This is a genomic window from Dactylosporangium sp. CA-233914 (genome assembly GCF_050942935.1).
In the GTDB taxonomy this organism is placed as follows: domain Bacteria; phylum Actinomycetota; class Actinomycetes; order Mycobacteriales; family Micromonosporaceae; genus Dactylosporangium.
Genome location: NZ_CP192030.1, coordinates 7,779,683 through 7,803,819, shown reverse-complemented (window position 1 = coordinate 7,803,819; position 24,137 = coordinate 7,779,683). Strand labels below are relative to the sequence as shown.

General features: G+C 68.1%; 18 protein-coding genes and 2 pseudogenes. 12 read left to right on the top strand and 8 right to left on the bottom strand.

Translation table 11 applies throughout. The features are described from left to right. Positions 1–3: 3 nt before the first annotated feature. The 4 genes and pseudogenes from ACQPY0_RS34740 (at position 4) to ACQPY0_RS34725 (ending at position 4,732) form a co-directional block, all read left to right on the top strand. Positions 4–1,065 carry a hypothetical protein gene (locus tag ACQPY0_RS34740; protein WP_432970250.1) on the top strand — a complete coding sequence of 354 codons (1,062 nt, stop codon included), beginning with the start codon at positions 4–6 and terminating at the stop codon, positions 1,063–1,065. Positions 1,066–1,725: 660 nt separating this feature from the next. Further along, entirely contained in the window at positions 1,726–4,077 is a 2,352-nt protein-coding gene (locus ACQPY0_RS34735; protein WP_432970247.1) for a GH116 family glycosyl-hydrolase, read from the top strand. A gap of 147 nt (positions 4,078–4,224) precedes the next feature. Continuing rightward, positions 4,225–4,332: pseudogene (locus ACQPY0_RS34730) on the top strand (LacI family DNA-binding transcriptional regulator); the annotation flags it as partial. A gap of 181 nt (positions 4,333–4,513) precedes the next feature. Further along, positions 4,514–4,732 (top strand): hypothetical protein, encoded by a 219-nt coding sequence (locus ACQPY0_RS34725; protein WP_432995911.1) that lies wholly within the window; start codon positions 4,514–4,516, stop codon positions 4,730–4,732. Between the two features lie 41 nt (positions 4,733–4,773). On the opposite strand, the gene ACQPY0_RS34720 is transcribed toward ACQPY0_RS34725, so the two are convergent. Both ACQPY0_RS34720 and ACQPY0_RS34715 read right to left on the bottom strand, forming a co-directional pair. Further along, entirely contained in the window at positions 4,774–6,279 is a 1,506-nt protein-coding gene (locus tag ACQPY0_RS34720) for a glycoside hydrolase family 43 protein (protein WP_432970244.1), read from the bottom strand. Then, the gene (locus ACQPY0_RS34715) at positions 6,272–8,557 is read right to left on the bottom strand and encodes a glycoside hydrolase family 3 N-terminal domain-containing protein (RefSeq protein WP_432995502.1); all 2,286 of its coding nucleotides are present in this window, start codon (positions 8,555–8,557) and stop codon (positions 6,272–6,274) included. Before ACQPY0_RS34715 ends, ACQPY0_RS34720 begins: the two co-directional genes overlap by 8 nt. A gap of 440 nt (positions 8,558–8,997) precedes the next feature. Between ACQPY0_RS34715 and ACQPY0_RS34710 the strand changes: the two genes are divergently transcribed. From ACQPY0_RS34710 to ACQPY0_RS34685, 6 genes are all read left to right on the top strand, one after another. Next, positions 8,998–10,287, top strand: a complete 1,290-nt coding sequence (locus ACQPY0_RS34710; RefSeq protein ID WP_432970241.1) for an ABC transporter substrate-binding protein — start codon at positions 8,998–9,000, stop codon at positions 10,285–10,287. Then, positions 10,281–11,213 (top strand): carbohydrate ABC transporter permease, encoded by a 933-nt coding sequence (locus ACQPY0_RS34705; protein ID WP_432970238.1) that lies wholly within the window; start codon positions 10,281–10,283, stop codon positions 11,211–11,213. Before ACQPY0_RS34710 ends, ACQPY0_RS34705 begins: the two co-directional genes overlap by 7 nt. A gap of 68 nt (positions 11,214–11,281) precedes the next feature. Further along, positions 11,282–12,091 (top strand): carbohydrate ABC transporter permease, encoded by an 810-nt coding sequence (locus ACQPY0_RS34700; RefSeq protein WP_432970235.1) that lies wholly within the window; start codon positions 11,282–11,284, stop codon positions 12,089–12,091. A gap of 128 nt (positions 12,092–12,219) precedes the next feature. Further along, the gene (locus ACQPY0_RS34695; protein ID WP_432970232.1) at positions 12,220–14,442 is read left to right on the top strand and encodes a family 78 glycoside hydrolase catalytic domain; all 2,223 of its coding nucleotides are present in this window, start codon (positions 12,220–12,222) and stop codon (positions 14,440–14,442) included. Between the two features lie 35 nt (positions 14,443–14,477). Beyond that, on the top strand, positions 14,478–15,683 hold the full coding sequence (locus tag ACQPY0_RS34690; protein ID WP_432970229.1) for a multidrug effflux MFS transporter: 1,206 nt from the start codon (positions 14,478–14,480) through the stop codon (positions 15,681–15,683). Positions 15,684–15,753: 70 nt separating this feature from the next. Continuing rightward, entirely contained in the window at positions 15,754–16,800 is a 1,047-nt protein-coding gene (locus ACQPY0_RS34685; RefSeq protein ID WP_432970226.1) for a LacI family DNA-binding transcriptional regulator, read from the top strand. Between the two features lie 76 nt (positions 16,801–16,876). Here the strand turns inward: ACQPY0_RS34685 and ACQPY0_RS34680 are convergent, their stop codons facing one another. From ACQPY0_RS34680 to ACQPY0_RS34670, 3 genes and pseudogenes are all read right to left on the bottom strand, one after another. Further along, entirely contained in the window at positions 16,877–17,266 is a 390-nt protein-coding gene (locus tag ACQPY0_RS34680; RefSeq protein WP_432970223.1) for a hypothetical protein, read from the bottom strand. An 81-nt stretch (positions 17,267–17,347) separates the two neighbouring features. Continuing rightward, a complete protein-coding gene (locus ACQPY0_RS34675; protein WP_432970220.1) occupies positions 17,348–18,736 on the bottom strand; it encodes an NAD(P)/FAD-dependent oxidoreductase in 1,389 nt (462 codons plus the stop codon). 426 nt (positions 18,737–19,162) lie between these two features. After that, positions 19,163–19,342: pseudogene (locus ACQPY0_RS34670) on the bottom strand (aldehyde dehydrogenase family protein); the annotation flags it as partial. A gap of 254 nt (positions 19,343–19,596) precedes the next feature. Here ACQPY0_RS34670 and ACQPY0_RS34665 point away from each other — a divergent pair. Next, positions 19,597–19,770 (top strand): hypothetical protein, encoded by a 174-nt coding sequence (locus ACQPY0_RS34665; protein ID WP_432970217.1) that lies wholly within the window; start codon positions 19,597–19,599, stop codon positions 19,768–19,770. Positions 19,771–19,817: 47 nt separating this feature from the next. Next, entirely contained in the window at positions 19,818–21,089 is a 1,272-nt protein-coding gene (locus ACQPY0_RS34660) for a flavin monoamine oxidase family protein (RefSeq protein ID WP_432970214.1), read from the top strand. A 222-nt stretch (positions 21,090–21,311) separates the two neighbouring features. Here the strand turns inward: ACQPY0_RS34660 and ACQPY0_RS34655 are convergent, their stop codons facing one another. The 3 genes from ACQPY0_RS34655 to ACQPY0_RS34645 all read right to left on the bottom strand — a co-directional run bounded on the left by ACQPY0_RS34655 (position 21,312) and on the right by ACQPY0_RS34645 (position 24,094). Further along, the gene (locus tag ACQPY0_RS34655; RefSeq protein WP_432970211.1) at positions 21,312–21,896 is read right to left on the bottom strand and encodes a TetR/AcrR family transcriptional regulator; all 585 of its coding nucleotides are present in this window, start codon (positions 21,894–21,896) and stop codon (positions 21,312–21,314) included. A 90-nt stretch (positions 21,897–21,986) separates the two neighbouring features. Then, positions 21,987–23,570, bottom strand: coding sequence for a class I adenylate-forming enzyme family protein (locus tag ACQPY0_RS34650; protein WP_432970208.1), 1,584 nt, complete (start codon positions 23,568–23,570; stop codon positions 21,987–21,989). Continuing rightward, positions 23,567–24,094 carry a hypothetical protein gene (locus ACQPY0_RS34645; protein WP_432970205.1) on the bottom strand — a complete coding sequence of 176 codons (528 nt, stop codon included), beginning with the start codon at positions 24,092–24,094 and terminating at the stop codon, positions 23,567–23,569. The genes ACQPY0_RS34650 and ACQPY0_RS34645 overlap by 4 nt, the downstream gene beginning before the upstream one ends. Positions 24,095–24,137: the final 43 nt, after the last annotated feature.

The following is a 24,137-nucleotide window of genomic DNA, read 5'->3' as shown; positions in this document are numbered from 1 at the left end:
CCCATGAGATCCACCACCGCCCGGCACGACATCGATCGCGACCTGGTGCTGCGACATCTGCGGCGGCTGGGCAACCTGGCCGACACCCCGCAGGCGGCGCCGACGCCGCTGCCGGTCGGCATCGCCGGGGTGGCGCTGGAACGCGACGGCGTCCTCACCGTCGACGGACAGCTTGCGCACGGTACGCCTCGACGCGTGTCGGAGCTGTTCAGCGCGGGCAGCCATCCGCCGTACCTGGCCGACTCCGTGCTCACCGCGACGATGTGCCACAGCGGCCACGACCCGGTCATGTACCACGCGTTCCGGCACTTCCTGCCGCCGCGGGACCTGCGCAGCGGGCGGCACCTGCCGGCCGATCCGTCCGGTGCGGTGACCTCCGGCCCTGGTCGCCTGCTGGCCGACCTGGTGATCTACCAGCCCGGCGAGTTGCCCGGCGACGAACCGTTCCGCTCCACCGGGCACTGGAACCTGCCCGGCCAGCTAGAGATCTTCCAGGTGCTCACCGGCCGGGTCGCGATGCTCGTCGCGGGCCGCAACCGCTCGGCCGAGCCGTTCGCCTATGTCCAGGTGTGCCAGGCGGGAGAGACGATGGCGGTACCGTTCGAAGTGTGGCACGTCAGCTACGTGCTCGACGGCCCGGCCGCGGTCTTCAACGTCACCACCATGCTGGAAGCCGGACCCGTCGGCGCCGGGGCGGGCGTGAGCAAGTACAGTCGCAGCGCTCCGGTGGCGATCACCGTCCGCCGCGAAGGTCCTGACCTTCGGTGCGTCAGCACGCCGGCCGCGATGCGGATCTGGGGCGAGCCCGGAGAGCCGCCGCGCATCGACTGGCTGCACGGGCTGCTGTCCGCCGGCCAGAGCCTGGCCGACCTGCACCTGCACGGCACGCCCGAGCAGCTTGAGGCGATCGTGCAGGCCGCGCGGGAGGCGTACCGGCAGGGCTGGCCGGTCAGCGATCTCAAGCCCTGCGCTGGCCGAAGCCCCGGCCGCCCTGATGAGGGCCGGGCCGGGTCTGGGGGTCCCGCAGATGTTGCCCCGGTTGCTGGGCGATGGGCCTGGATGTAGCTGGTGACCGATGCGGCATGATGGGCCGCCGCGCTGCCGCGCTGCCGCGCGGCGACCTGCAGCGGGTATTTGGGGAGCGCTCTCTGGACCAGAGATGTCGGCGCTACTCAAGGTGCAGTCGACGATATGGCCATTATTCGGGATCCGGATAACGTTCTCCATGGGACCTTTGCTGGAGCGGGGAGGTCGCTGACCGGCATCGGTGGCTTGCTCTCTGGCTGCTTCTGTCGGCCATTGGTAGAACGACGGGCGTGGACCTTGTGATAGAGAACGTTCTCTGTATAACGTTCTCTGCGGTGGTAACACCCCTCCACCAACGTGACGAAGGAGCCTTGTATGTGGTCCAAGCTCCCAATCGGCCGGCGGTCTCGGGCCGGCCGAAGTCCGCACCGCCGGCCTGCAGTACCAGCTCTGATCATCGGGCTGGCGCTCGCCAATATGGCGGTCGGGCTACCCGCATCTTCGGCGTATGCCCACGGAGACCCCTACGGAACCGGGTCCGGCAAGTACGGGTTCGAGATTCCGCGCGCCGCGACAGTCCGTCCGCTCGGTGAGATCGTTGCCGGGACGTGCCCGGAAGGATTCCTTCCCTACGCCTGCAAGCCGGACTCGCCTGGGTGGCCCTACCCGGGGGTCACCTTCCCGATGACGGTGCCTGGGATGGGGATTCCGCTGGGCGGCATCGGTGCGGGCAGTTTCATGATCAACCAGTCGGGCACGTTCGGACCTTGGTTCTTCGGCGGCTCGCAGAACCCTTCGTGGGAGACACGCGCGCTGCCCCAGGCCGCCTTTCACGTTCGCGAGCAGATCGGCAACCGGCCCGCGACAGTCCGGACGCTGGCAACGGACGGCGCGCACCCTGTTGACTACAAGGGTGACCCGCTCAGTACCAGAGATTGGGAGGATCCTCTTCCGGCCTGGAACACGCTGGCGGCCGGCGACGCCGACTACGCCGCGCTCTATCCGTTCGGCTGGATGACGTACAAGCCGTTCAAGACCAACGTCTCGATGCGGTTCTACTCGCCCATCGTGGCCGGTGATGAGCGCCGCAGTTCCCTGCCGGTGGCGTACTTCGACGTGCGGATATCGAATGACACGCGCGAGACCGCCAAGGTCTCGACCATGTTCACCATGCCGAACGTGGCGGCCCACGAAGGTCGTCAGCCAGTGACCGTCCGGAATGGTCTGAGCAGCCAGTACCGGGGCGACAAGAGCAAAGGCATCCAGGCGGTCACCCTCTCGTCGGATTCGCCGGCCAACACGGCGGACGCTTACAAGTCCGAGTGGACGATCGCCGCGGTCGTGGACAAGGGGCAGTCCTTCACCTACACGACGTCGTGGAACGCCGCGGGTGATGGTGCGGACGTGTACGCCCCGTTCTCCGCCACCGGCTCGTTGGGCAACAACGCACTGGATTCCTCGTCCTCGGCGGGAGCCATCGCCGTGTCGGCTACGCTCAAGCCCGGCGAGACCGCAACGATTCCATTCGCCCTCTCCTGGGACTTCCCGCAGGTCGGCTACGCTGACAACAACACCGTCTGGATGCGCCGCTACACCGACTTCTACGGTGCCAGGACGACGGCGAAGAACGACTACATCCCCGGCAGCTACCCGTTCCACCAGAGCTACGCGATCGCCAAGGACGCGTTGGTGGATCGCAGCAGGAACCTCCGCGATGTACTGAACTGGTGGGCTCCGATCGTCAAGTCCAGGTCCTGCCCGGACTGGCTCAAGGAAGCCACGCTGAACCAGCTCGCGAATGTCACCTTCCACACCGCGCTCTGGGAAGGAGGACTCGTGAGGAATACGAGGCCCGGCACCTCCGGTAGCGACCGCATCGGAACGGCCATCCCGGGGACGCACAACTACCTGGGACTCGATGCCAACTCCGGAGGCCTGTCAACGTTGGGGCAGGGCGCCGAGATCGGCATCTACAGCTACAGCGTCTACTCCGACCTCTTCCCGACCATCGAGCGAGATCGGATGCGCGGCAAGGCCGAGGCCATCTTGGCCGGCACAAGCCACGGAGACCCCTGGGACTTCAGCATGACCGAGGGGGAGGGCGACAACCCGTTCATCTCGTGGCGGCCGGGCACGGACTCCGGCCCGGGTCTCTCCTGGTTCCTGGACCGCCCATCCATCAACGTCTTCCGGATGTACGACTACGCACAGCGGCACAACGACAAGGAGTTCTTGAAGTTCGTGTACCCGGCGATGAAGAAGACCTTCGCCTACCTGCAGAAGACCATCCCGGCCGACTACGCCTTGCCGGAGGTGCCGTCGGCCAACCACCCGTCGCCCGGGCTGCTGAGCCCGCAAGCGATGGCGAACGCGTACAACGGAATCCCCTCCAACCGGTTCGACGCGTACGTCTCGGGGCTGTACATTCTCGCGACCGAGGCAATGATCGCGGCCGGCGAACGGATGCACGAGGACCGGGCTGCCATCGATGATCTCCGCGCGGACCTGGCCGCCGCGAAGCGGGACTTCGAAAAGCTGTTCTGGGTCGAGCAGGGCGGGTACTACCGCTACACCCTTCCTGAGACAGCGAGCGGCAACCAGGACGCGATGATCGCGACGTTCCTGGCCCAGTATCTGGCTGAGCGCGCCGAGCTGCCCGACGTCGTCAACCTCGGTCACTATGCGCGCCACCTGAAGACCGTCCAGCGCTTCACGTCGGGCTTGACCGACGAGAAAGGACGCCCGGTCGGGGCAAATCTGCTCGGGTCAGCGGCCGGCTCCTCGGGTGGGGTCTGGCCACAAGCGAACTATGCATTTGCTGCCAACCTGGTCTCGGCGGGACAGCGAACAGGTGACCGTCAGCTGATGCAGCAGGGACTTCGGGTCGCGCAAGGCGTCGCCGTCCAACTTTGGGACGTCCCCGGGCATGGCTACGAGTTCAACACCCCGATCAGCTACGAGGCACGGGGCACGGGCAATTACCTCTACCCGGGATGGGAAGGCAACCTCGCGGCTTGGCAGCTGCTCGATGTACTGAACCGCGGTAGGTGACAGCCGAATCCACCGAAGGCCCGGACGAGACGCTGCTCGCTCCCGTCCGGGCCACCGGGGCATCGTGTTCGGGAGAGGCCGTCATCCGGCCGAGGGGTTGCGAGCGGGCCGAGTTCCTTGTCGACGGCGGCTCCTGAGGAGCCGAACATGCTCACGACCGGCCACCGCAGGCCCGCCGTGATGAACGATGTGGCCAGGCTCGACGGCGTGTCGCACATGACGGTGTTCCGGGTGCTGAACGACCATCCGAACGTCAGCCCCGCGACGCGCTGGCGAGTGCTCGGGGCGATGCGGCAGCTCGACTACCGGCCCAACGCGACGGCCCGCGGACTGGCCTGGGCATCGGCCAGTCCGCGGCTGGTAGGCGACCCTGCTGGGCATCGAGCGGGCCGCCCGAGCGGCTGGTTATGGCGTCAGCCACATCGACTACGCCGGCATGGCGTCGGCGCTGAGCGCCCTGGCCCACCAGTCCGTGGCCGGCCTCGTGGTCATCGCGCCGCAGACCGCGGCCGCGGCAGCGCTACGCTCGATGCCGCTGTCCATCGAGCCAGACACCGGCGGCGAGATCCCGGCGATCTCCGTCGGCCAGGTCACCGCCGCCCGCGTGGCGGTGCAGCAGCACTGCTCCGCCGCGCCGATCTATCCGAGCCTGTGACTGACTACGGAGAAGGCGCGCAGCGGGTTACGCGACATCAATTACCGGACGGCTCGGTAGGCTACTCGCCGTACGAGCGCGGAGGTGTCGGTGGCGGCCACTGCGAGCATGCGACCGGTGAAACCTGAGGCCACCTCCGTGGAGAGGTAGCGGCCGTCCAAGCGGGCGAGTTCCCGTGGGCCGTCGGACTCGACGATCGACAGCACGATGGTGTCGGGACCGGCGTCGCCGAATGGCACGTTCGGTGACGAGGGTGTCTGCGCGGCCAGGCGCAGGACGGCCGGTCCGCTGGGTGCCGGTGCCGGTGCCGTGGCCAGGACGACGTCGAGGTCGCCGATGCGGGCCGAGGCTCGCACCGTGCCGTCGACAATGTTCAGTTGATAGTGATGCCGATGATCGAGGCGGACCTGGAACCCGCCGTTGCCCACGATCATCGCCTCGGCGGTCCAGCGCAGATCCCGCAGCCGGGTACACAGCAGGCCGGTCGAGCCGTGTGGCCCCGGGCTCGGCGGCAGGACTCGGATCCCGCCGCCTGGTACCGGCTCGGTCGTTGTCGCCGGCTCCCCACCGGGCACGACCCATCGCTTGTGCAGGTCTGCCGTGTCGAAGTCGTCGTCGAAGTCGGTCGTCGTCTCGGGCACCTCGTAGCGGTCCTCGACGAACACCGGCCACCCGTGGTGCCAGTCGACACCGGCCAGGAAGGTCTCGCGGCCAAGTACGTGAAAACCCGGGGTCGACCCGCGGGGTCGAACGCCGAGGTAGACCGCGCCCCAGCCGTCAGGGGTCCGCACCAGATCGGCGTGACCGATGTTCTGGGTGGGGTGGATGGTGCTGCGATGGGTGAGGACGGGATTGCGCGGGCAGCCTTCGAAGGGACCCCACGGATGCGGGGCTCTGGCCACGGTGGCGGTATGGCCGCGCTCGGTGCCGCCTTCGGCGAGCAGCAGGTACCAGAGGTTGCTGATCTGGTAGAGGTGTGGGCTCTCCACGGCGCCGAGGCCACTGCCCTGCCAGACGGGGTACGGCGTCGCGATGTCACCGGTTCTGACGTCCAGGCGGCTCTGCAGGATGCCGACCTCGCCGTCGGTGAACGACATGGCTTTCCAGGTCAGGTAGCAGTCCCCGTGCTCGTCCCAGGCGATGTCGGGGTCGATACCGATGGCGCCGGGAATGCGGACCGGTTCGGACCACGGTCCGGCCGGATCGTCGGCGTAGACGAGAATCTGGCCACGGTCGTAGTCGCTGGCGTTCGTGGTGACGTACCAGAACCTGCCGTCGTGGTGGCGCAACGTGCCTGCGTACAGGCCTGTGGAGGGACGGGCGTCGCCCCGGGCGAACTGCGAGCGGCGGGTGAAGATATGTCCGATCTGGGTCCAGCCGAGCAGGTCGCGGCTGTGCCAGATCGGTACCCCGGGAAAGTATTCGAAGCTCGAATGGGCCAGGTAGTAATCCTGGCCGGCCTGGCAGATCGTCGGGTCGGGATAGAAACCAGCGACGATCGGCGTGGTGGCGCTGTTGCCGCCTGCGTGGCGCGTGGTCTCAGACATCGATTCGCTCCACGTCGGACACGAGGGCCTCGGAGAGGAAGCTACGTTCGGCGCTGGTCAGGAGCCGGGCCGGGCCGATGAGCTGGAAGGAGCCTTCGAGCCGGCGGTCGTGCGCGTCGAGTCCGACGAAGAGGTCCACCCGCGCCGGTTCCACCGCGAAGTTCCGAGCCATATTCGTGTAGCCCAGCTGGGCGGCTGCAACCTGGAAGCTGACGCGCCGGGCGGCACCGGCCGGCACGGTCACGCGGGCGAAACCGGCCAGCTGCTGGGCCGGCCGTGTCACCCCTGTCGTGTTGACGCGCAGGTAGAGCTGGACCACGGCAGTGCCGGCACGGGCTCCGCTATTGGTGATTGTCGCGTTGACGGTCGCAGTTTCGTCGGTGCCGACGTGCGGATCGACGCGGAGGTCCGACAGGTCGAATGTGGTGTAGCCCAAGCCGTGCCCGAAGGGGTACAGCGGTGTGGCCGGCATGTCGAGGTAGTGATTCCCCACACCGGGCGGCAGTTGCCCGCGGTATCCGGATCCGGCCTTCTGGTGGTGGTAGACCGGTATCTGGCCGCCGTGCCGCGGAATGCTGTACGGCAGCTTGCCGCTGGGCTCGGCCCGGCCGAAGAGGATCTCCGCGACACTGCCGGGACCGTAGGGCCCGCCGAAGGGTGCCACAACGATCGCGGCGGCCTCCTGCACGACCGGCGGGAGCGTGTACGCGCGGCCTTGGAAGAGCACGACGATCAACGGTGTGCCGGTGGCGGCGACCGCTTCGGCGAGGCGTGTCTGTGCGGCGGGCAGCGCGATGTCGGCGCTGTCCGACCCCTCGCCCTCGGTTCGTTCACCGTTGAACCACAGACTGGCGCCGCCGAGGGCGAGGACGGCGACGTCGGCCGCGCGGGCGGCCGCGACAGCTCGCTCGAGTTCGTCCGGCCCCAAATCCTCGGTCAGCGTGGAGCCTGCGGCAACGTCGACCCGGGCGGCATCGTCATGTATCGCCTCAGCCAGCGATCGTGCGCCGTAGTTCGCGCGGACGAGCTCGTCTGCGGCGATCGGCGGCAGAGCGGTGCTGTTCCATGCAGCCATGTCCGGGTCGATGCCGACCGCGTTGCCGAGTCCGCCGCTGGACATGATCGACGTCATCTCGCGGAAGGCGGGGTAGGTGTAGGTGGGGAACTGCAGACCGACGGCGTCGGCGTGCGGTCCGATGACCGCCACATGCCGGCCGGGCGGCAGCGGCAGGATGCCGTCGTTCTTCAGCAGCACGACGCTGCGGCGCGCCAGTTCGCGGGACAGGTCCGTTCCTTCGGAGGCGACGGTGCCCACCTCGATCGTCTCGGCCGGATACGGGTTTTCGAACAGGCCCAGTTCGAACTTCGCACGCAACACTCGCCGCACTGCCGTCTCGAGATGCGCGGGATCAACGGCGCCGTTGTCGACTTCAGCGGCCAGCACGTGGCCGAACCCGTACGGGGCGGGGTTTTCCGTGTCCATGCCCGCGATCAGGGCCAGGCGTCCCGCCTCGGCAGGGTCGGCGGCGACGTGCTGCCGGTCGACCAGGTGATTCAGCGAGGTGTAGTCGGAGGTCACGAAGCCGTCGAAGCCGAGTGTGTCGCGCAACAGATCGGTCAGCACCTGACGCGAGGCGGTTGCCGGCACCCCGTCCACGTCGGAGTACGAGTTCATCACCGAGCGCAGGCCGGCAAGCTGAATGGCTGCCTCGAACGGATAGGCGAACAAGTCACGCAGGGTACGCGGACTGATCTCGGTCGTGGAGAGGTTCACGCCGCCCTGGGGCAGGCCGTAGCCGACGAAATGTTTGCCGGTGGCGATGACGCCGGTGGACAGGTCGGCGCCTTGCAGCCCGCGGGTGTAGGCGACGCTCATCGTCGCGGCGAGGTACGGGTCTTCGCCGTAGGTCTCGTGGACCCGGCCCCAGCGGGGATCCAGAGCGATGTCCATGTTCGGTGAAAGCGCCTGTCTGATGCCCAGCCGACGCATCTGCCGACGGATCAGATCAGCCATCTCCAGGACCAGGTCCGGGCTCCAGGTCGAGGCCAGCCCGATTGCGGTGGGAAAGACCATGTGACCGCCGGCGAGGAAGCCGTTGAGGGCCTCGGCGTGCAGCAGCAGCGGCACACCGAGGCGGGTACGGGTCAATGCCAGGTGCTGGATGCGTCCGACCACTGCGGCCGTCTGGGCGGGGTTGTCGAGCGCGAAGTTGCAGATGTGTCCGGGCGCCTTGGCGAGGATGTCCTCCAAGCCGTCAGGGTCGCTGCCGTCGGGCATGGCCAGGGCCCACGGCGCGACCGCGGTCAGCTGGTAGCACTTCTCCAGCGTCGTCATCTTCCGAGCCAGCAGGTCCGCGCGGGTCGTAGCCGGCAGGCTGGCGTCGAGGTGGTCCTCGTTGATCACGGTCGTGGCTCTTTCCGAGTCTGCCGGACCATGCGACGGCCGGACTTGCGACTGGGTTCGGTCGGTCGGTGGTGGCCCAGCCGGGGGAGTGTCGCCAGACTAAGACTAGAACGTTATCCGGTCAATGCGAGGCGAACGCGGACGCCCTTGCTCCTATTAGAGGTGCTGTTCGATTGACCACCAGTTTCTGGAGTGTGGCAGTTGACATGACCGTTGCGAGAACGTTCTACTGATGCCGCGCCAGCAGTGGACGGAGTCCACGTACGAACTCACACGCACAACGCCTGTTCCGAGACACCCCCCATGGAGCGCCCATGAGCACGTACCGTCGCATCGCGGCCGCGGTGTCCGCCGCCACCCTCCTGGCCGTCGCGGGCTGCAGTTCGAGTTCCGACTCGGGCAGCGACAAGACCGACAGCATCACCATCTGGCACAGTTCCGCCGACCAGCCGGCCATCACCAACCTCTACCAGGGCTTCACCAAGGCGACCGGCGTCAAGGTCAACCTCGTACCCTTCCCCGCCGACGGCTTCGAGACCGCCGTGCAGACGAAGTGGGCCACGGGTGACCGTCCCGACATCCTCGAGTACCACCCGACCACGAGCGCGGCCGCGCAGCTCAACGCGAAGCAGAACATGCAGGACCTGTCGAAGATGAGCTTCGTCGGGAAGTCCGGCAACCTGTACAAGATGGCCGGCTCCTTCAACGGAACCGTCTACGCCGCCATCACCGGACTGCCCAGCATCTTCGGCGTCTTCTACAACAAGTCGGCGTTCGAGAAGGCCGGCGTCGCCGTGCCGCAGAACTTCGACCAGCTGCTCACCGCCTGCGGCGCGCTCAAGGCCAAAGGCGTGACGCCGTGGTACGAGTCGGGCCAGAGCCTGTGGCCCACCCAGATCCTGCCGTCGTTGTACATCGCCGACCAGAACACCGGCGGCGCCTACAGTGAGAAGCTGCGTACGAACGCGCAGCCCATCACCGACCCGAACGGCCCCCTCGTGCAGTCGCTCAAGGCGTACGAGAAGGTGCGCGATGCGTGTTTCCAGAAGGATTACGCGACCGGCACCTTCGAGAAGGGGATCGCAGAGGTGTACGGCGGCCAGTCCGCGATGATCGGGCTGCACTCGGACACCTACAACCTGTGGGCCGACGCCGCCGGTGGCGACGAGACCAAGCTGTCCAACGCGGTCGGGTTCACCGGGATCTCGTCCACCTCGTCGAAGACGTGGTTCGGGCCCGGTCCGCTGGGCTCCTATTATGCGCCGAAGACCGGTAAGGAAGGCCGCGAGAAGGCCGCTCGCGACTTCATCGACTACGCGACCGGCGCCGGGTATCAGCAGCTGCTCGACGACAACAAGGCGTTTCCGACCATCGACGGCTACAAGGTCCCGGCCGGCATCAGCCCACTCAAGCAGCAGTTCAAGGACGCGTACGACAACGGGTCCACAATCGGCTTCGCCACGGACGTGATCGGCTTCAGCGATGCGTTCCAGCCCCAGATGGGCAAGCTGCTCAACAAGCAGGCCACACCCGAGGACGTTGCCAAGAACGTCCAGACGGCCGTTCAGCGGGCCTCGAAGGCCGCCGGAGTCGCCGGATGGTGATCTCCTCCCTCGAGGTGGGGAACAAGGCCGGCGCTCGCCGCACGCGGCGGGCACCGGCCCCCGGCCGGCGCTCCCGGACCCGGTGGCGTTGGTTCATCCTGCCGTCGCTGGTGCTGCTGCTCACATTCTTCGTCCTGCCGTTCGTCCTCAACGTTCCCTTCGCGTTCTCCGGCTGGTCGACCTACAGCGACGACATCCGATTCGTCGGCTTGGACAATTTCGACGCGCTCTGGGAAGACGGCACGCTGCGCGGGGCCATCCTGACCACGCTGGCCTACGCCGTCATCGCGATGCTGGTGCAGAACACCGCGGCGCTGTCACTCGCTTTGGTGCTGCAGCGCACCACTCGGGTCAACTCCTTCTTCCGCTCGCTGTTCTTCATCCCGGTGCTGATCTCACCGCTGGCCGCCGGCTACATCTGGCGCGCCATCGTCGCACCCGAGGGGCCGATGAACCAGTTCATCGGACTGTTCTCACCCGGATTCGACTACGCCTGGCTGGGCCACCCCACGACCGCCCTCATCGGCGTTGCGTTCATCGACGCGTGGAAGTGGAGCGGTCTGGCGACCCTGGTCTACATCGCGGGCCTCAACAGTGTTCCCGCCTCCTTGCTGGAAGCCGCGGAGGTCGACGGCGCCGGCCGGGCACGCCGCTTCTTCAGCGTTCAGTTCCCGTTGCTGGCGCCCGCGTTCACCTTCAACGTCGCCACGACGCTCATCGGCGCGCTGAGCGCCTACGACATCATCGCCGCGACCACCAGCGGCGGCCCGGGAACCGCGACCACCACACTCAACGTGGCACTGCAGCAGCAGTTCAAGGCCGGCTTCCTGGGATCCGCCAGCAGCCTCGGGCTGGCGGTGACCATTCTGGTCATCGCGATCGCCGTTCCGCTGGTGGCCTGGCTCCGCAAGCGGGAGGTCGCCTGATGGCCGCCGCGTCCGCCACGCCCAAGATCACTCCCGGTCGGCCGCGTGCATCGCTGACCCTCGGTTCAGTGATCAAGTACGTCCTGCTCACCCTGTTCGCCATCCCCTGGGTCGTGCTCCCGCTATGGCTCATGCTGATCAATTCGGCCAAGCGGGAAGGTGAAGCGGCCCTCCTGTCGGTCACATTGCCGAAAGAGTGGGCTGTCCTGCACAACTACGCAGCGGTCATCCGTGACGGCGACTACTTCACCGGCCTGCGCAACTCGCTGCTGGTCGCGGTGCCCACAGTGCTGGCCGTACTGCTGCTGGGCTCGATGGCGGCCTGGGGCTACGCGCGGAGCACGAAACGCCGCAGCCAGCTGTTCTTCTACATCAGCGCATTGTCGATCCTGCTGCCGCCGGCGGTCATCCCGACCATCTACCTGCTGACCACCCTCAACCTGGACGGCAGCCTGGGGGGCTACTCCCTCATGGTGGTCGGCACCCGTCTGGGGTCGGTCATCTTCCTGACGACCGGTTTCATCCGGGGCATGCCGGTGGAACTGGAGGAGGCCGCCGCGATCGACGGCGCCTCGCGGATCCGCACCTACTTCTCGGTGATGCTGCCCCTGCTGCGCCCGATTCTGTTCGTCGGTGGCGTCCTGCTGGTCATCAACATCTGGAACGACTTCTTCTTCGCGTTGCTCCTGCTCCGCGGCTCCGAGAACGCCACGCTGCCGCTGACCCTGTACTCCTTCGCCTCCTCGTCCTTCGTGGGCATCAAGTGGAACCTCGTCTTCGCCCATGTCGTCATGACCAGCCTGCCGTTGCTGGCCGTCTACCTCGTCGCCCAGCGACAGGTGCTGGCCGGACTCACCGAGGGAGGACTGAAGGGTTGACTCTCGCTCAGCCGTCGCCGTCAGCCTGGACACGACCGGACCTCCCTACGGCAACCACCGAGAACGCCCAGTTCGTCGGCCCCGACGCGGCATGCCCCCAAGTTCCGATACTGCGCCGCCGCTTCCGCGTGGCCCGTACACCCCAGCAGGCGCGGATCTTCGTCACCTACCTGGGGATCGGGCGGTTGTGGCTCAACGGTCAACCGGTCAGCGACGATGTGCTCGCGCCAGGGTGGCAAAGCTACCGGCATCGGCTCGCCTACGACTGCTACGACGTCACCGCGCTGCTGCGCCGCGGGGACAACGTCCTGGAGGCCCGTGTTGCAGACGGCTGGTATGCCGGTCGGCTCGGCTTCTTCGGGCAGCGCTGCGTGTACGGCACCGACCGCGCCGTCTGGGCTCGAATGGAGATCCTGCACGACGACGGCTCGGCGAGCACTGTGGAGACCGATGCCGACTGGCAATGGCGTCCCGGTCCCACGCTGCACGCGGACCTGTACGACGGCGAGACCCATGACGCCCGGCTGGAACCGGCGACAGATGACGACGAACCGGACGGCTGGCGCCCGGTCGCGTTCTGCGAGTTCGATCCGGCGAGGCTGGAAGCGCGCATCGGGCCGGCAGTGCGCCGTACCGAGATTCTCCCGCCGCACGACATCTTCACCACGCCGGCCGGCAAGGCGATCGTGGACTTCGGCCGTAACCTCGTCGGCTGGGCTCGCATCCAGGTCAGCGGGCCGGCCGGTACGGAAGTGACGCTGCGCTTCGCCGAGGTGCTCGAGGACGGCGAGCTCGGTGTCCGCCCGCTGCGCAGCGCGGCCGCCACCGACCGGTACATCCTGGCCGGCCGTGGCACCGAGGCGTGGGAACCGTCGTTCACCTATCACGGGTTCCGCTACCTGCAGGTTGACGGCTGGCCTGGCGGCTTACCGCATCGCGACCACATACAGGCGGTCGTTGTGCACTCCGACATGCAGCGCACCGGATGGTTCCGCACGTCCCATCCTGAGCTGGCCCAGCTGCACGCCAACGTCGTGAACAGCATGCGCGGCAACTTCGTATCCATACCCACCGATTGCCCGCAGCGCGACGAGCGGCTCGGCTGGACGGGCGACATCGCCGTCTTCGCGCCGACGGCGGCGTTCCTGTACGACTGCACCGACCTGTTGCGCAGCTGGCTGGTCGATGTCGCGCACGAACAGCGACCCGACGGCGCGCTGCCCATCTTCGTCCCCGAGGTGCCATTCCCGGCCTCAGCGCTCGACGATCCGCAGTTCACCGCGCGGCATGTGGCCGTCTGGGGAGATGCGGCCACCCTCGTGCCGTTCGCGCTCTACGACGCGACCGGCGATGAGCGAATCCTGGCGGAGAACTATAACCTGATGCGCCGATGGGTCGATGGCGTGGCCACCGAGGTCGGCCCGTCCCGGATCTGGGATCGTGGCTTCCAGTTCGGCGACTGGCTCGACCCGGCCGCGCCACCCGACGAACCAGGCCGCAGCGCGACCGAGCCGGCGCTGGTGGCCACCGCATACTTCGCCAACTCGGCGCGGCTGCTGTCCCGGGCCGCCGGCATCCTCGGCCGCGACGACGAACTCCGCTACCGGCAGCTGGCGCGGGAGGTCACCGACGCGTTCCGGCACCGTTTCCTGGCGGACGACGGGCAGTGCACCAGCCACTCCCAAACCGCGTACGCCATCGTGCTGTGCCTGGATCTGGCGGAAAGCGACCGGCAGCGGGCCGGAGCAGCGCGCCGGCTCGTGCAACTGGTCCGCGAGGCGGGACACCGCATCGGGACCGGCTTCGTCGGCACGCCGCTGATCCTGCGGGCACTCACCATCGCCGCAGCCATCGACGACGCCTACGAGCTGCTCCTCCAGCGCGACCACCCGTCCTGGCTGTACGCGGTGTCGATGGGCGCAACCACCGTGTGGGAGCGCTGGGACAGCATGCTGCCCGACGGCACGATCAACCCCGGCGAAATGACCTCGTTCAACCACTACGCGCTCGGCGCCGTCGCCGACTGGCTGCACTCCACCGTGGCAGGCCTGAGCCATGACAGTCCCGGCTACCGTCGCCTCCGCATCGCTCCACGACCGCGCGGGCCGCTCCGCGATGCCGGAGCCACCCATCTGACGCCATTCGGTCCGGCCTCGGTGGACTGGCGGCTCGACGGTGCGACGCTCACCGTCGACGCGCTGGTCCCTGCGAGTGCCACCGCGGTCATCGACGTCGAAGGCCACCCAGAGCTGGAGTGCGGTCCGGGTCGGCACATCCTCCGGTTCACTGTTCCAGCCCCAGGCACCGTGGTTGACGGATCGCGGACCACAGGGGCCGGGGAAGATCCGTGACGCCCGCCCGGCGGCCGCGTCGTAGCACCGGCACGGTGTTCGCTCTTTCGCTGCTGGCCGTCCTGGGGCCGATGACCACCGACCTCTACCTGCCCGCATTTCCCCGCATAGCCGCGGACCTGCACGCCAGCCCCGCCGAGATCCAGTGGTCGCTGTCCGTGACGCTGGTCGGTGTGGCAGTCGGTCAACTGCTCTTCGGTCCGATCAGCGATTCGGTCGGGCGGCGTCGGCCGCTGTTGTGCGCAGCGATGATTCATGTCGCGGCCAGCGCGGCCATCGCAGTAACCAGCAGCGTCGCGGGTCTGCTGGTCTGGCGGCTGCTGCAGGGTCTGGGCGCTGCGGGCGTGTCGGTGCTGACCCTGGCCATCGCCCGCGACCTGTTCGAAGGCCGGCGTCTGGTTCGCGTCCTGGCTCACCTTGGGCTGCTGAGCGGCCTGGCCCCGGTTGCGGCTCCGGTGCTGGGGTCGCTGCTGCTCAACGCCCTCGACTGGCGGGGGGTATTCCTCGTGCTGGCCGGTTACGGACTGCTCGCGATGGCCGGGTACGCCGCAGCCCTGCCTGAGACCGCGACCGGTGCCGGTGCACGGCCGGCTGCAGTCAAGGACCGATACCGCGCGGTGGTGACGGACCGTGCGCTGCTCGGGGCGGCGGTGATCGGCGCCACGATGGCCGCAGGCGTGTTCGCCTACGTGTCGGCGTCCTCGTTCGTGTACCAGGGGACGTTCGGATTCAGCGCCAACGTGTATGCGCTGGTGTTCGCCGTCAATGCCGCCGCGTTCGCCCTCGGTTCCCCGGCCGCGGCCTGGGCATTGAAGCGTCTGTCCCCGCAAGTACTGCTCCGCTGGGCGCTGGGCGCAGCGTTCGTCGCGGCAGTGGTACTGACCACGTCAGCGGTCCTCCACGCCGGTGCCGTGGGCCTGACCTTCGCCTTCTTCGGCTTCCTGCTCGCAGCCGGCATCTGCATGCCGACGATCCAGATCGTCGCGCTGGAGCAGCACGCGATGCAGTCCGGCACCGCGGCGTCGATCTTCGGATTCATCAACTTCGGGTTTGCCTCGATCATCTCTCCGCTGTCGGGAGTCGGTGGTGATCGGATCCTGACCCTGGGGGTGTTGCTCGCCGCACTCGGGTGCGCCGCGACGTTGTCGCTCGAGTTGCTCGTCAGACCCGAGCTGAAGGGTCGAGCACATGCAGCGGCCGGCGGCCCCTCACCGTCGCTCGAAGGCCATGAAAGGGTCTGAGCAGTGCTTCTAAGATACAAGTACCGATGTGCCGGCGGACCGGCATGCTCAGACGAAAGGCAGGTGCGCGATGGCCGTTGAACCTTGGTCTGCGGGCCAGAGGCCGGCCAAACGCGCCACCATCGTCGACGTCGCACGTCATGCGGGTGTCTCCACCGCCTCCGCGTCGAAGGTGCTGCGAGGGGTGCAGGGCGTCAGTCCCGAGATGCGCGAACGGGTCGAAGCGGCCATGGCGGCCCTGTCCTACCGGCCGCACCGCCTCGCGCGGGGGATGCGGGGCAGCACGTTCACGGTCGGCGTCATGCTCTCCGACATCGACAACCCCTTCTTCGGCGTCCTCATCAAGGGCCTGAACGAAGTGTTCGCCACCCAGAAGTACGAGCTGCTCATAGCTCCGGCCACCAGCGGCGAGGACTCGCAGAACGCCGTCATCGACTCGCTGATCGATCACCAGATGGACGGGCTGGTGCTCGTAGCTCCACGTAGCCACGAGGACCACCTGGAGGAAATCGGCAAGCAGATCCCCACGGTCGTCATCGGCCCGCATGGCCCGTCCCAGCAGTACGACACCGTCTCCGGAGACGACCGGCTCGGCTCCGAGCTCGTCGTGGACTACCTTGTCGCACTCGGTCACCGGCGCATCGCGTTCCTTGTCAACCAGCACCCCTCCGACCTGGTCAATCTCCCCGAAGAAGCTCGAGCCCGCGGCTACGAGGAGGCTATGGCCCGCCGGGATCTCACCAGCGAGGTGACGCTCATCGAGGGTGACTGGAGCCACGAAGGAGGCCGGGCCGTGGGCCAGCGCGTCCTGGAGACCTACCCCCGTCCCACCGCAATCTTCGCCGGTGCCGACGTCGCCGCCCTCGGCGTGCTCGCCAGATGCTGGGAGGCCGGAGTGCGGATTCCCGAGGAACTGTCCGTGGTGGGCTACGACAACTCGCCCACCGCTGCCCTCGTGCCCGTCTCACTGACCAGCGTGGACCAATCCGGCCACGAGATGGGTGCGACCGCCGGCCGGCTGCTGCTCGATCGTATCGGCGGCCGGTCCGAGCCCCGCAACGAGGTCCTTACCCCGCGCCTCGTCGTCCGGCGCACGACCGGCGCTGCGCACAGTTGACCGAGCGGGCTGGCGGGGCCGGTGGCAGGCCCCGCGGGACACAGCCGCAGGTCGGCAGGGCGCGGACGAAGCCACATCAGGTCAGGAGGGTGGCGCCCAGGACGGTCACGACCGCGGCCCGGTCGGTGTCATCGGTTGCGGCGATGGCGGCCATGGCGGTGGCGGAGACCATGCCGAGGCCGGCTCCGGCCACGATGTTGCTCAATCCCGCCACGGCGGCGACGAGGCCGAGCCGCGCGACGCGGGCGCGACCCGGGCGGGCGGCAATGGGCGCCAGCACCAGGGCGGCCAGCGCCGTTGCGAGCAGCTGCGCGGTAGCGACCATGCCGGAGCTCGCGTGGGACAACTGCAGCCGGTGGGCCATGCCCGGCATCAGGACCGGCATCAAGTTGGAGCCGAGGTTGCCAAGCGTCGCCCCCGCGATGAGAGCCGCGCTCACACGGATGCCGATCGAACGCTTCCTCATCGAGAACTCTTCTCTCGTCAGCGTCGAGCATGAGATCAAGAATGAACGGGAGCCACCGGAAAGGGCAGTGGATCTCGTGGGTCAGCTGTCGAATCCGAATCCGATGCGGTCCATGGTTCGCAGCCAGAGGTTGCGGCGGCCGCCGTCGGCATCGGCGCGGATCATCGAGCGGCGGGTGAGTTCCACGCCGGCCCAGCGGAGTGGCTCGGGAGGAAACGGCAGCGGGCGGGAGCCGACCATCCGGGTCTGGGTGCGCTCGGTCGGGCGTCCGTCGAGCAGATCGAGCATGACCTCGGCCCCGAAGCGGGTGGCGCCGACGCCCAGGCCGGTGTAGCCGGCGGCGTAGGCGACGCGGCCGCGGTGTGCCTTGCCGAAGAAGGCGGAGAACCGGGTGCAGGTGTCGACGGCGCCGCCCCAGGCGTGGCTGAACCGTAGGCCTTCAAGCTGTGGGAACGTCTCAAAGAACTGGTTTGCCAGTTTTGTGAAAGTGGCCTCGCGGTGCTCGTATTCGGGGCGAAGGCGGCCGCCGTAGTGGTAGACGGCGTCGTAGCCGCCCCACAGGATGCGGTGGTCGCTGGTTTGGCGGTAGTAGTGGAACTGATTGCCGGAGTCGGACATGCCCTGCCGGTTGTGCCAGCCGATCGCGGCCCGTTGTGCCTCGGTGAGTGGCTCGGTCACCACGGCGAAGTCGTAGACCGGCACGATGTACGGGCGCACGCGGCGCAGCAGCGACGGGAAGACGTTGGTGCCGAGTGCGACCCGGCGGGCGTCGATGCGGCCGTGGGCGGTACAGGCCCGCACGCCGGCGCCGTTGCTGCGTAGTGCGGTGGCCGCGGTGTGTTCGAAGATGCGCACGCCGAGGCGATTGCACGCGTCGGCCAGGCCCCACGCGAGACGGGCCGGGTTGACCAGCGCGGTGCTTCTGCGGTCCCACACGCCGGCGTGGAAGGTGGGGGAGACGACCTCTGCGCGTAGCGCGTCCGCGTCGAGGAACTCGACGGCGCCGCCGTACTTGGCCGCTGTCTTGGCCTGCTCACGGAGATCGGCCACCTGATGCGGGGTGGTGGCGACGTCCAGTGAGCCGGTGCGCTCCCAGTCGCAGTCGATACCGTAGCGGGCCACGGCATCCTCGATTGCCTGGAGGTTCGCCGTGCCGAGGCGCTCGAGCTGGGCCAGTTCGTCTGGCCAGCGGCGTAGGCCGTTCGCGAGGCCGTGGGTGAGGCTGGCGGCGCAGAAGCCGCCGTTGCGCCCGGAGGCCGCGTTGCCGATCCGGTCGGCGTCGATGAGCACGACATCGCGGGCGGGGTCGCGTTCCTTGGCCAGTAGCGCCGTCCACAGGCCGCTGTAGCCGCCGCCTACCACGAGCAGGTCGCAGTCGGTATCGTCCGGTAACGGCTCGCGGGGTGCGGGGCGGGTCGGATCGTCGAGCCAGAACGGCGCTCGGCTCGCGTCGGCGAGAGCGGTCGCCATCTCATTCCTCCCTGAATGGGCCGTCAACGTCGATGTCAAGGGCGTTGACGAAGGGGCCGCATCTCGTACCCGTTGGGGTCATGCGACTGGAGAAGGGGCGCGGTTGATCAGCTGGAACGGGCGCTCAGGACGGAGCCTGATCGGCCGGCTGCAGGTACAGCTTGCGGAGGGTGGTTTCGACCGAAGACCGCGTCCTCCTCGACGTCGTGGTGGCCGCGTGGGTCGGCGGTGCGGCCGTCGACGACGAGCTTCGCGCCAGCTTCTTCGCCGGTATCCGATGCACCGGCTGACGCGATCGCGGTGCGCGGCGGTGACGAGCGGACCCATGTCGGCTTCCCGCCCGCCCTCAGTGTGGTCGGCGCCGTCGCGCGCCACCTCCGCGACGGCGTCGGACAGGACCTTGCCGTGCTCGGCGGTGATGATCGCGGCGAGCTCGGAATCTCGGTGATGGAGCAGCTCGCGGAACGCGAACAGGACCTGCGTCCGTCGAGCCAATGTCGCCTCGCCCCAGGCTCGGGCGGCGCGCGCCGCCGAAGAGATCACGTCTTGCGCGTCCCGGTCGCTGGCGGCGCGGCCGGTCAACCGTCCGGTGGCCGGGTTGACCACGTCGGTCGGAGGTACCGGCGAATTCGGCGCCGCCGACCCAATGTGTGATGTGAGGTGCCATGTCGTGGCGCGCTCCTCGCCTGGCCGTATTGTTGCTGTCGTTGTGTAACGACACACACATTACGCCTCCGGAGGCTCCCGTCCAGTCCCGAGTGCGTCGCGATCTTCGGATATCGCCCCTCGCGGTAGCACTTCGCAGGAATGGCGGCCATCACAACTGACGCCACCACGCAACCGGAAGAACGAGGACCGCCATGTCTGCAAGCGTCGCGCTCGAACTGGCCGAACATCACCGTGCACTGCTGGGCAAGACCATGCAGGAGGCGCTCGACGCCGCTGCGCAGCGCTGGAATGTTGTATGTGTTGCGTTACACAACGGGCGTAATGCATACTACGAGCTGCGAGGCGGCGTCCGCAGGCGCGGCTGAACGAGGTGCGGAAACAGCGCGCAGAGGAGTGCGTCGGGATGAGCCGAGTGGACGTGGTCGTCGCCGGGGCGGGCTTGGCGGGCCTAGTTGCTGCTCGGGATCTGGTGGCGACCGGGGCGGAGGTGGTACTGCTGGAGGCTCGTGACCGTGTCGGCGGCCGTACCTGGACCGCGCCGTTCGAGGCCGCCGGTGTGGACGTCGACCTGGGGGCCGAATGGGTTTCGCCCCGCTGCCACGAGGCGGTGGTGCGTGCGGCGGGCCGTTACGGCATCGAGTTAGCGCTCGATCAGGACCAGGAATGGGACGACGAAAGGCAGCCTCTCGACCGGCAATCGCTTGCCGAGTATGAGCAGGCGCTGGCGCGGCTCGACGGCGACGCTGTACTCATCGACTTCGACCGTCCCGACTGGTACCGCACCGTGGCGCATCTCGACATGACGATGGCCGACTACCTCGACAAGCTCGATCTCAGCAGGCGGCCCCGCGAAGTGCTGCTGGCCGAGACCTTCGCCCTGACGGGCGCCAGCGAGAACGCCTATTCGGTCATCAACCTCCTGCACGAGATCCGCGGATTCGGAAGCGCAGCAGCCGCGTTCACCGGCGAGTCGGCGCGGATCGCCGGCGGCGCCGACAGCATCGCCCGGGCCATTGCGCGTGAAATCGGCGGCGTCGTTCGGCTGGGACACCGCGTCGAGGGCATCGGTCCGCACGAGCACGGGGTCGCGGTGACCGGCGCCGGCTTCTCGGTGACGGCCGCAGCGGCGATCGTCGCGTTGCCCGTCAACGTCCTGGCGGATCTGCGCCTGGACATCCCGCTCGGCCCCGAGGCCGCCCGGGTCATCGCCGAACGGCACGTCGGTCGGGCGGCCAAGGGGTGGGCGACGGTCTCCGGCCAGGTGGAGGCGAACTTGCACTCCGGTGGTTGGCCGGACGCTGTCGAGGTGTACGCGCTGCGGGGGGCGCGTGGGACGGCGGTTGCTCGCTTCGGCGTCGCCGAGCCCAGTCACGGCGCGGCGCTGCAGCGGGCGTGGGTGGCGCTGCGAGCCCGTCATCCGCAGGTCGGCGACGAGGTCGCGTCGTTCTCCCACGACTGGTCGGCTGACGAGTTCGCCCGCGGCACGTGGCACGCCGCGACGCCGGGTCAGGCGCAGGGCTGGCACGAACTGGCCGCGATGCCGGGTCCCTGCTTCTTCGCCGGTGGCGACATCTCCCGTCGGTGGTTCGGCTGGATGGACGGAGCGATCACCTCCGGTGCCGACGCGGCGTCGCGCGCCGCGGCATTTGTCCAGGGCCGTGTGGTGTCGAGCGTTCGCGGATGACCAACCCGGACGGGGCCGATTTGGATCAGGTGCGACCCGGCGACGCGTGTTTTGTCTGCGGGCCAGGGCAAGACCACGGAATGTGCGGCCGTGGTGTGCCATGCCGGTGATCGCCGACGGTTCAGGCTAGACGACGGGCGCCCGGGCCCTGGGATGAGGTGCTGTCTGACCTGGCCGGCCGTGATCTACGGTCGGTGCATCATTGAACACCGGGTGAGCCTGTCAGGCGGTGACCGGCAGGTCTATGAGGTTCATGAAGTGGTGCAGCGCCGCCGTCTGTCGCTCGGGCGTCCACATCTGCGGATGTTCGATGGCCGAGAGCACGACCCCGGCGGTCCACAGGCGGATCAGGTCCACGGTGGCCTCCATCCGGTGCGGGGCGATGAAGTCCTGAATGGCGGTCCGGATGAGGTCGCGCATGCCCGGCTCGATCAATGACAGGTGCCGCTGAATGGCCGGCTCGACGTTGCGATAGCTGACCAGCGCGACGCGGGCCTTCTCGACCGCCATCGCGTCCTCGTCGATCGGCAGAAAGTACCGCACGACGGCCTCGAGACGATTGTGCGGATCCTTGATAAGGCTCAGTTCCTCCTGCGCGGTGCGGGCGTCCTGGAGCGCCTGCTCCAGCATCTTCGTGAAGAGGGCTTCGCGGTTGGGGAAATAGTGCGTGACCATGGTGACCGAGCCGCCGAGCCGGTCGCTCACCGCGCGAAGCGTGAAGTTGGCGAATCCGACGTCGCCCAGGACGCGGACCGCCGCATCGACGATCCGCCCGCGCCTTTCGTCATGATCGACGTAGATCGGCATCGCGCCTCCCGTTGGGCTTCGTTGTAGAACGGTCATTACATCATAGGCCGGTGGCGGCAACGACTTCGCTGCCGCCACCGGTGCTCTTGGTCAGGGCCGGGTGTCGGTGACGCCGGCGTGGAGCGGGTCCGGCTCCTCCTTGAGGGCAGCCTTGTGCAGCTTGCCGCTGGCCGTGTACGGCAGTTCGTCGCGAAACTCGACGTACCGGGGCACCTTGAACGGCGCCAAGCCCTCCCGCGCCCACGCGACGACCTGCTCGGCGGTGATTCGCGCACCGTCGGCGGGCACGATGATCACCTTGACCTCCTCGCCGCGCAGGGCGTCCGGCACCGGCACCGCGGCGATGTCCTCGACGCCTGGCATCTCCCCGATGTGCAGCTCGACCTCTGCGGCGGAGATGCTCTCGTCGCTGCGGCGGATCATGTCGCGGAGGCGGCCGACGAAGAAGTGCTGGCCGTCTGGGTCCTTCACGGCGACGTCGCCGGTGCGGAACCAGCCGCCGGGCAGGAACAGCTGCTCGTTGGTCTCGGGGCGGTTGTGGTACCCCAGCATCATGCCGCTGCCGCGGAAGCACAGCTCACCGGCCGTGCCGGGCGGCACCTCGTCGAGGTTGTCGTCGATGATCTTCGACTCGCGGTTCGGGAAGCAGAAGCCCATCGAGCCGTTGCCGGCCAGATCGTCGCGCTCGTACGGAACAGCGGTGCCCGAACCGATCTCGGTGCTGGCGTAGCATTCGCGGGCCTTGACGCCGAACCGCTCCTCGATCGGCGCGTATGCGGCGCCGGGCATGCCGGAAACCGGGGCCCGCTTGAGTGATAGCGACCGGTCGCGCGGGTCGTCCGGGAATTCGAGGATGTCCTCGTCGATCCAGGCGAAGTCGATGCGGTAGTCGTGCAGCCAGTTCATGAACTTGCGGCGGCTCAGGCCCGGCGTGATGTACAGCGCGCCGCCCTTGAACAGGGCGATCATCAGATACGCCTGGTTCTGCATGTAGTAGAAGGGATGATCGGCGAGCAGGCGCACGGAGTGCTGGTCGAGCGCCGCGCCGTAGATGCCCACCTCCACCCAGTACTCGTGGGTGAGCAGGCATCCCTTGGGCAGCCCGGTGGTGCCGGAGGTGAACTGGATGTTGGTGACCTCGAGCGGCTCGGCGCCGGTGCGGCGCGGGGTCTGTGTCGCGGCCAGGAGCTTGTCGTAGCTGAGGCCGGCGAGGTCGCTCGCGCCGACCGAGACGGTCCGGTCCAGCGTGACCGGGCCGATGCGGCCGTCGGCGGCGTGGCTCGCGATCAGGTCGTGGGTGCCGATGAGCCAGGTCGCCTCGGCGTCGCCGAGCATGAAGCCGATCTCGCGACCGGTATATTTCGGGTTGAGCGGCACGATGGCCGCGCCGGCCTCGAGGATCGCTAGCCAGGCGATCGGGAACTCGATCTGGTTGCGCACGATCACGCCGACCTTGTCGCCGGGGCCCAGGCCGGCCGACTCCAGGCCCGAGCGCAGGCCGGTGACCGCGGTGCGGAACTCCTGCCAGGTGAGCGAGCGTTGCTCGCCCTCGATCTCGTGCAGCGCCAGGCGCTCGGGCCAGGCCTGGGCGGCGGCGTCGAGAGCATCGGGGATGGTCTTGCCGAGCAGCGATCGCTGGTGCGGTGTCAGGTCGGCCGTGATCGTCTGGCTCACTGCTGGGGCTCCTTCGTACCGAGCGGGCCGGCCTCGTTGTCGACAACCCAGAGGGCGTGCTGGGTGGCGATGAACGCCGGCTTTTCGCGGCTCCGGACCTGGCCGGTGAGATCGGCGGTGACCAGGTAGCCCTGCGGGCCGCGATCGGTGACCTGGCGGATGGTGCCGGTGATGCGGAACTGGTCGGTGACGCGGACCACGGACACGAATCGCACGCGGTCGAGGCCGTAGTTCCAGGGCACGCAGCGGAAGTTCGACTCGAACACGTGATTCAGCAGGTAGTCGATCATCCCGAGGATGTGGAAGCCTTCGACGAGACCGTCTCCGTAGCCGTCGCCGTCCTCTTCCTCGTACGGGTGTGGATAGCTGTCGAGGTACGTCGAGTACTCGAACTGCTCGGACCGCTCGGGGTCGACCGAGAACCACGGCGTCGTGAAGGCCCGACCCGTGAGCGCCGGTATCGCGTCGGGCGAGTCAATGGTGATTGTGACGACTTCGGAGGTGTCGGTGAGATCTACCGTCACGCTGATGTTCCCTTCGTTATATGACGGACAAAACATATAGAAA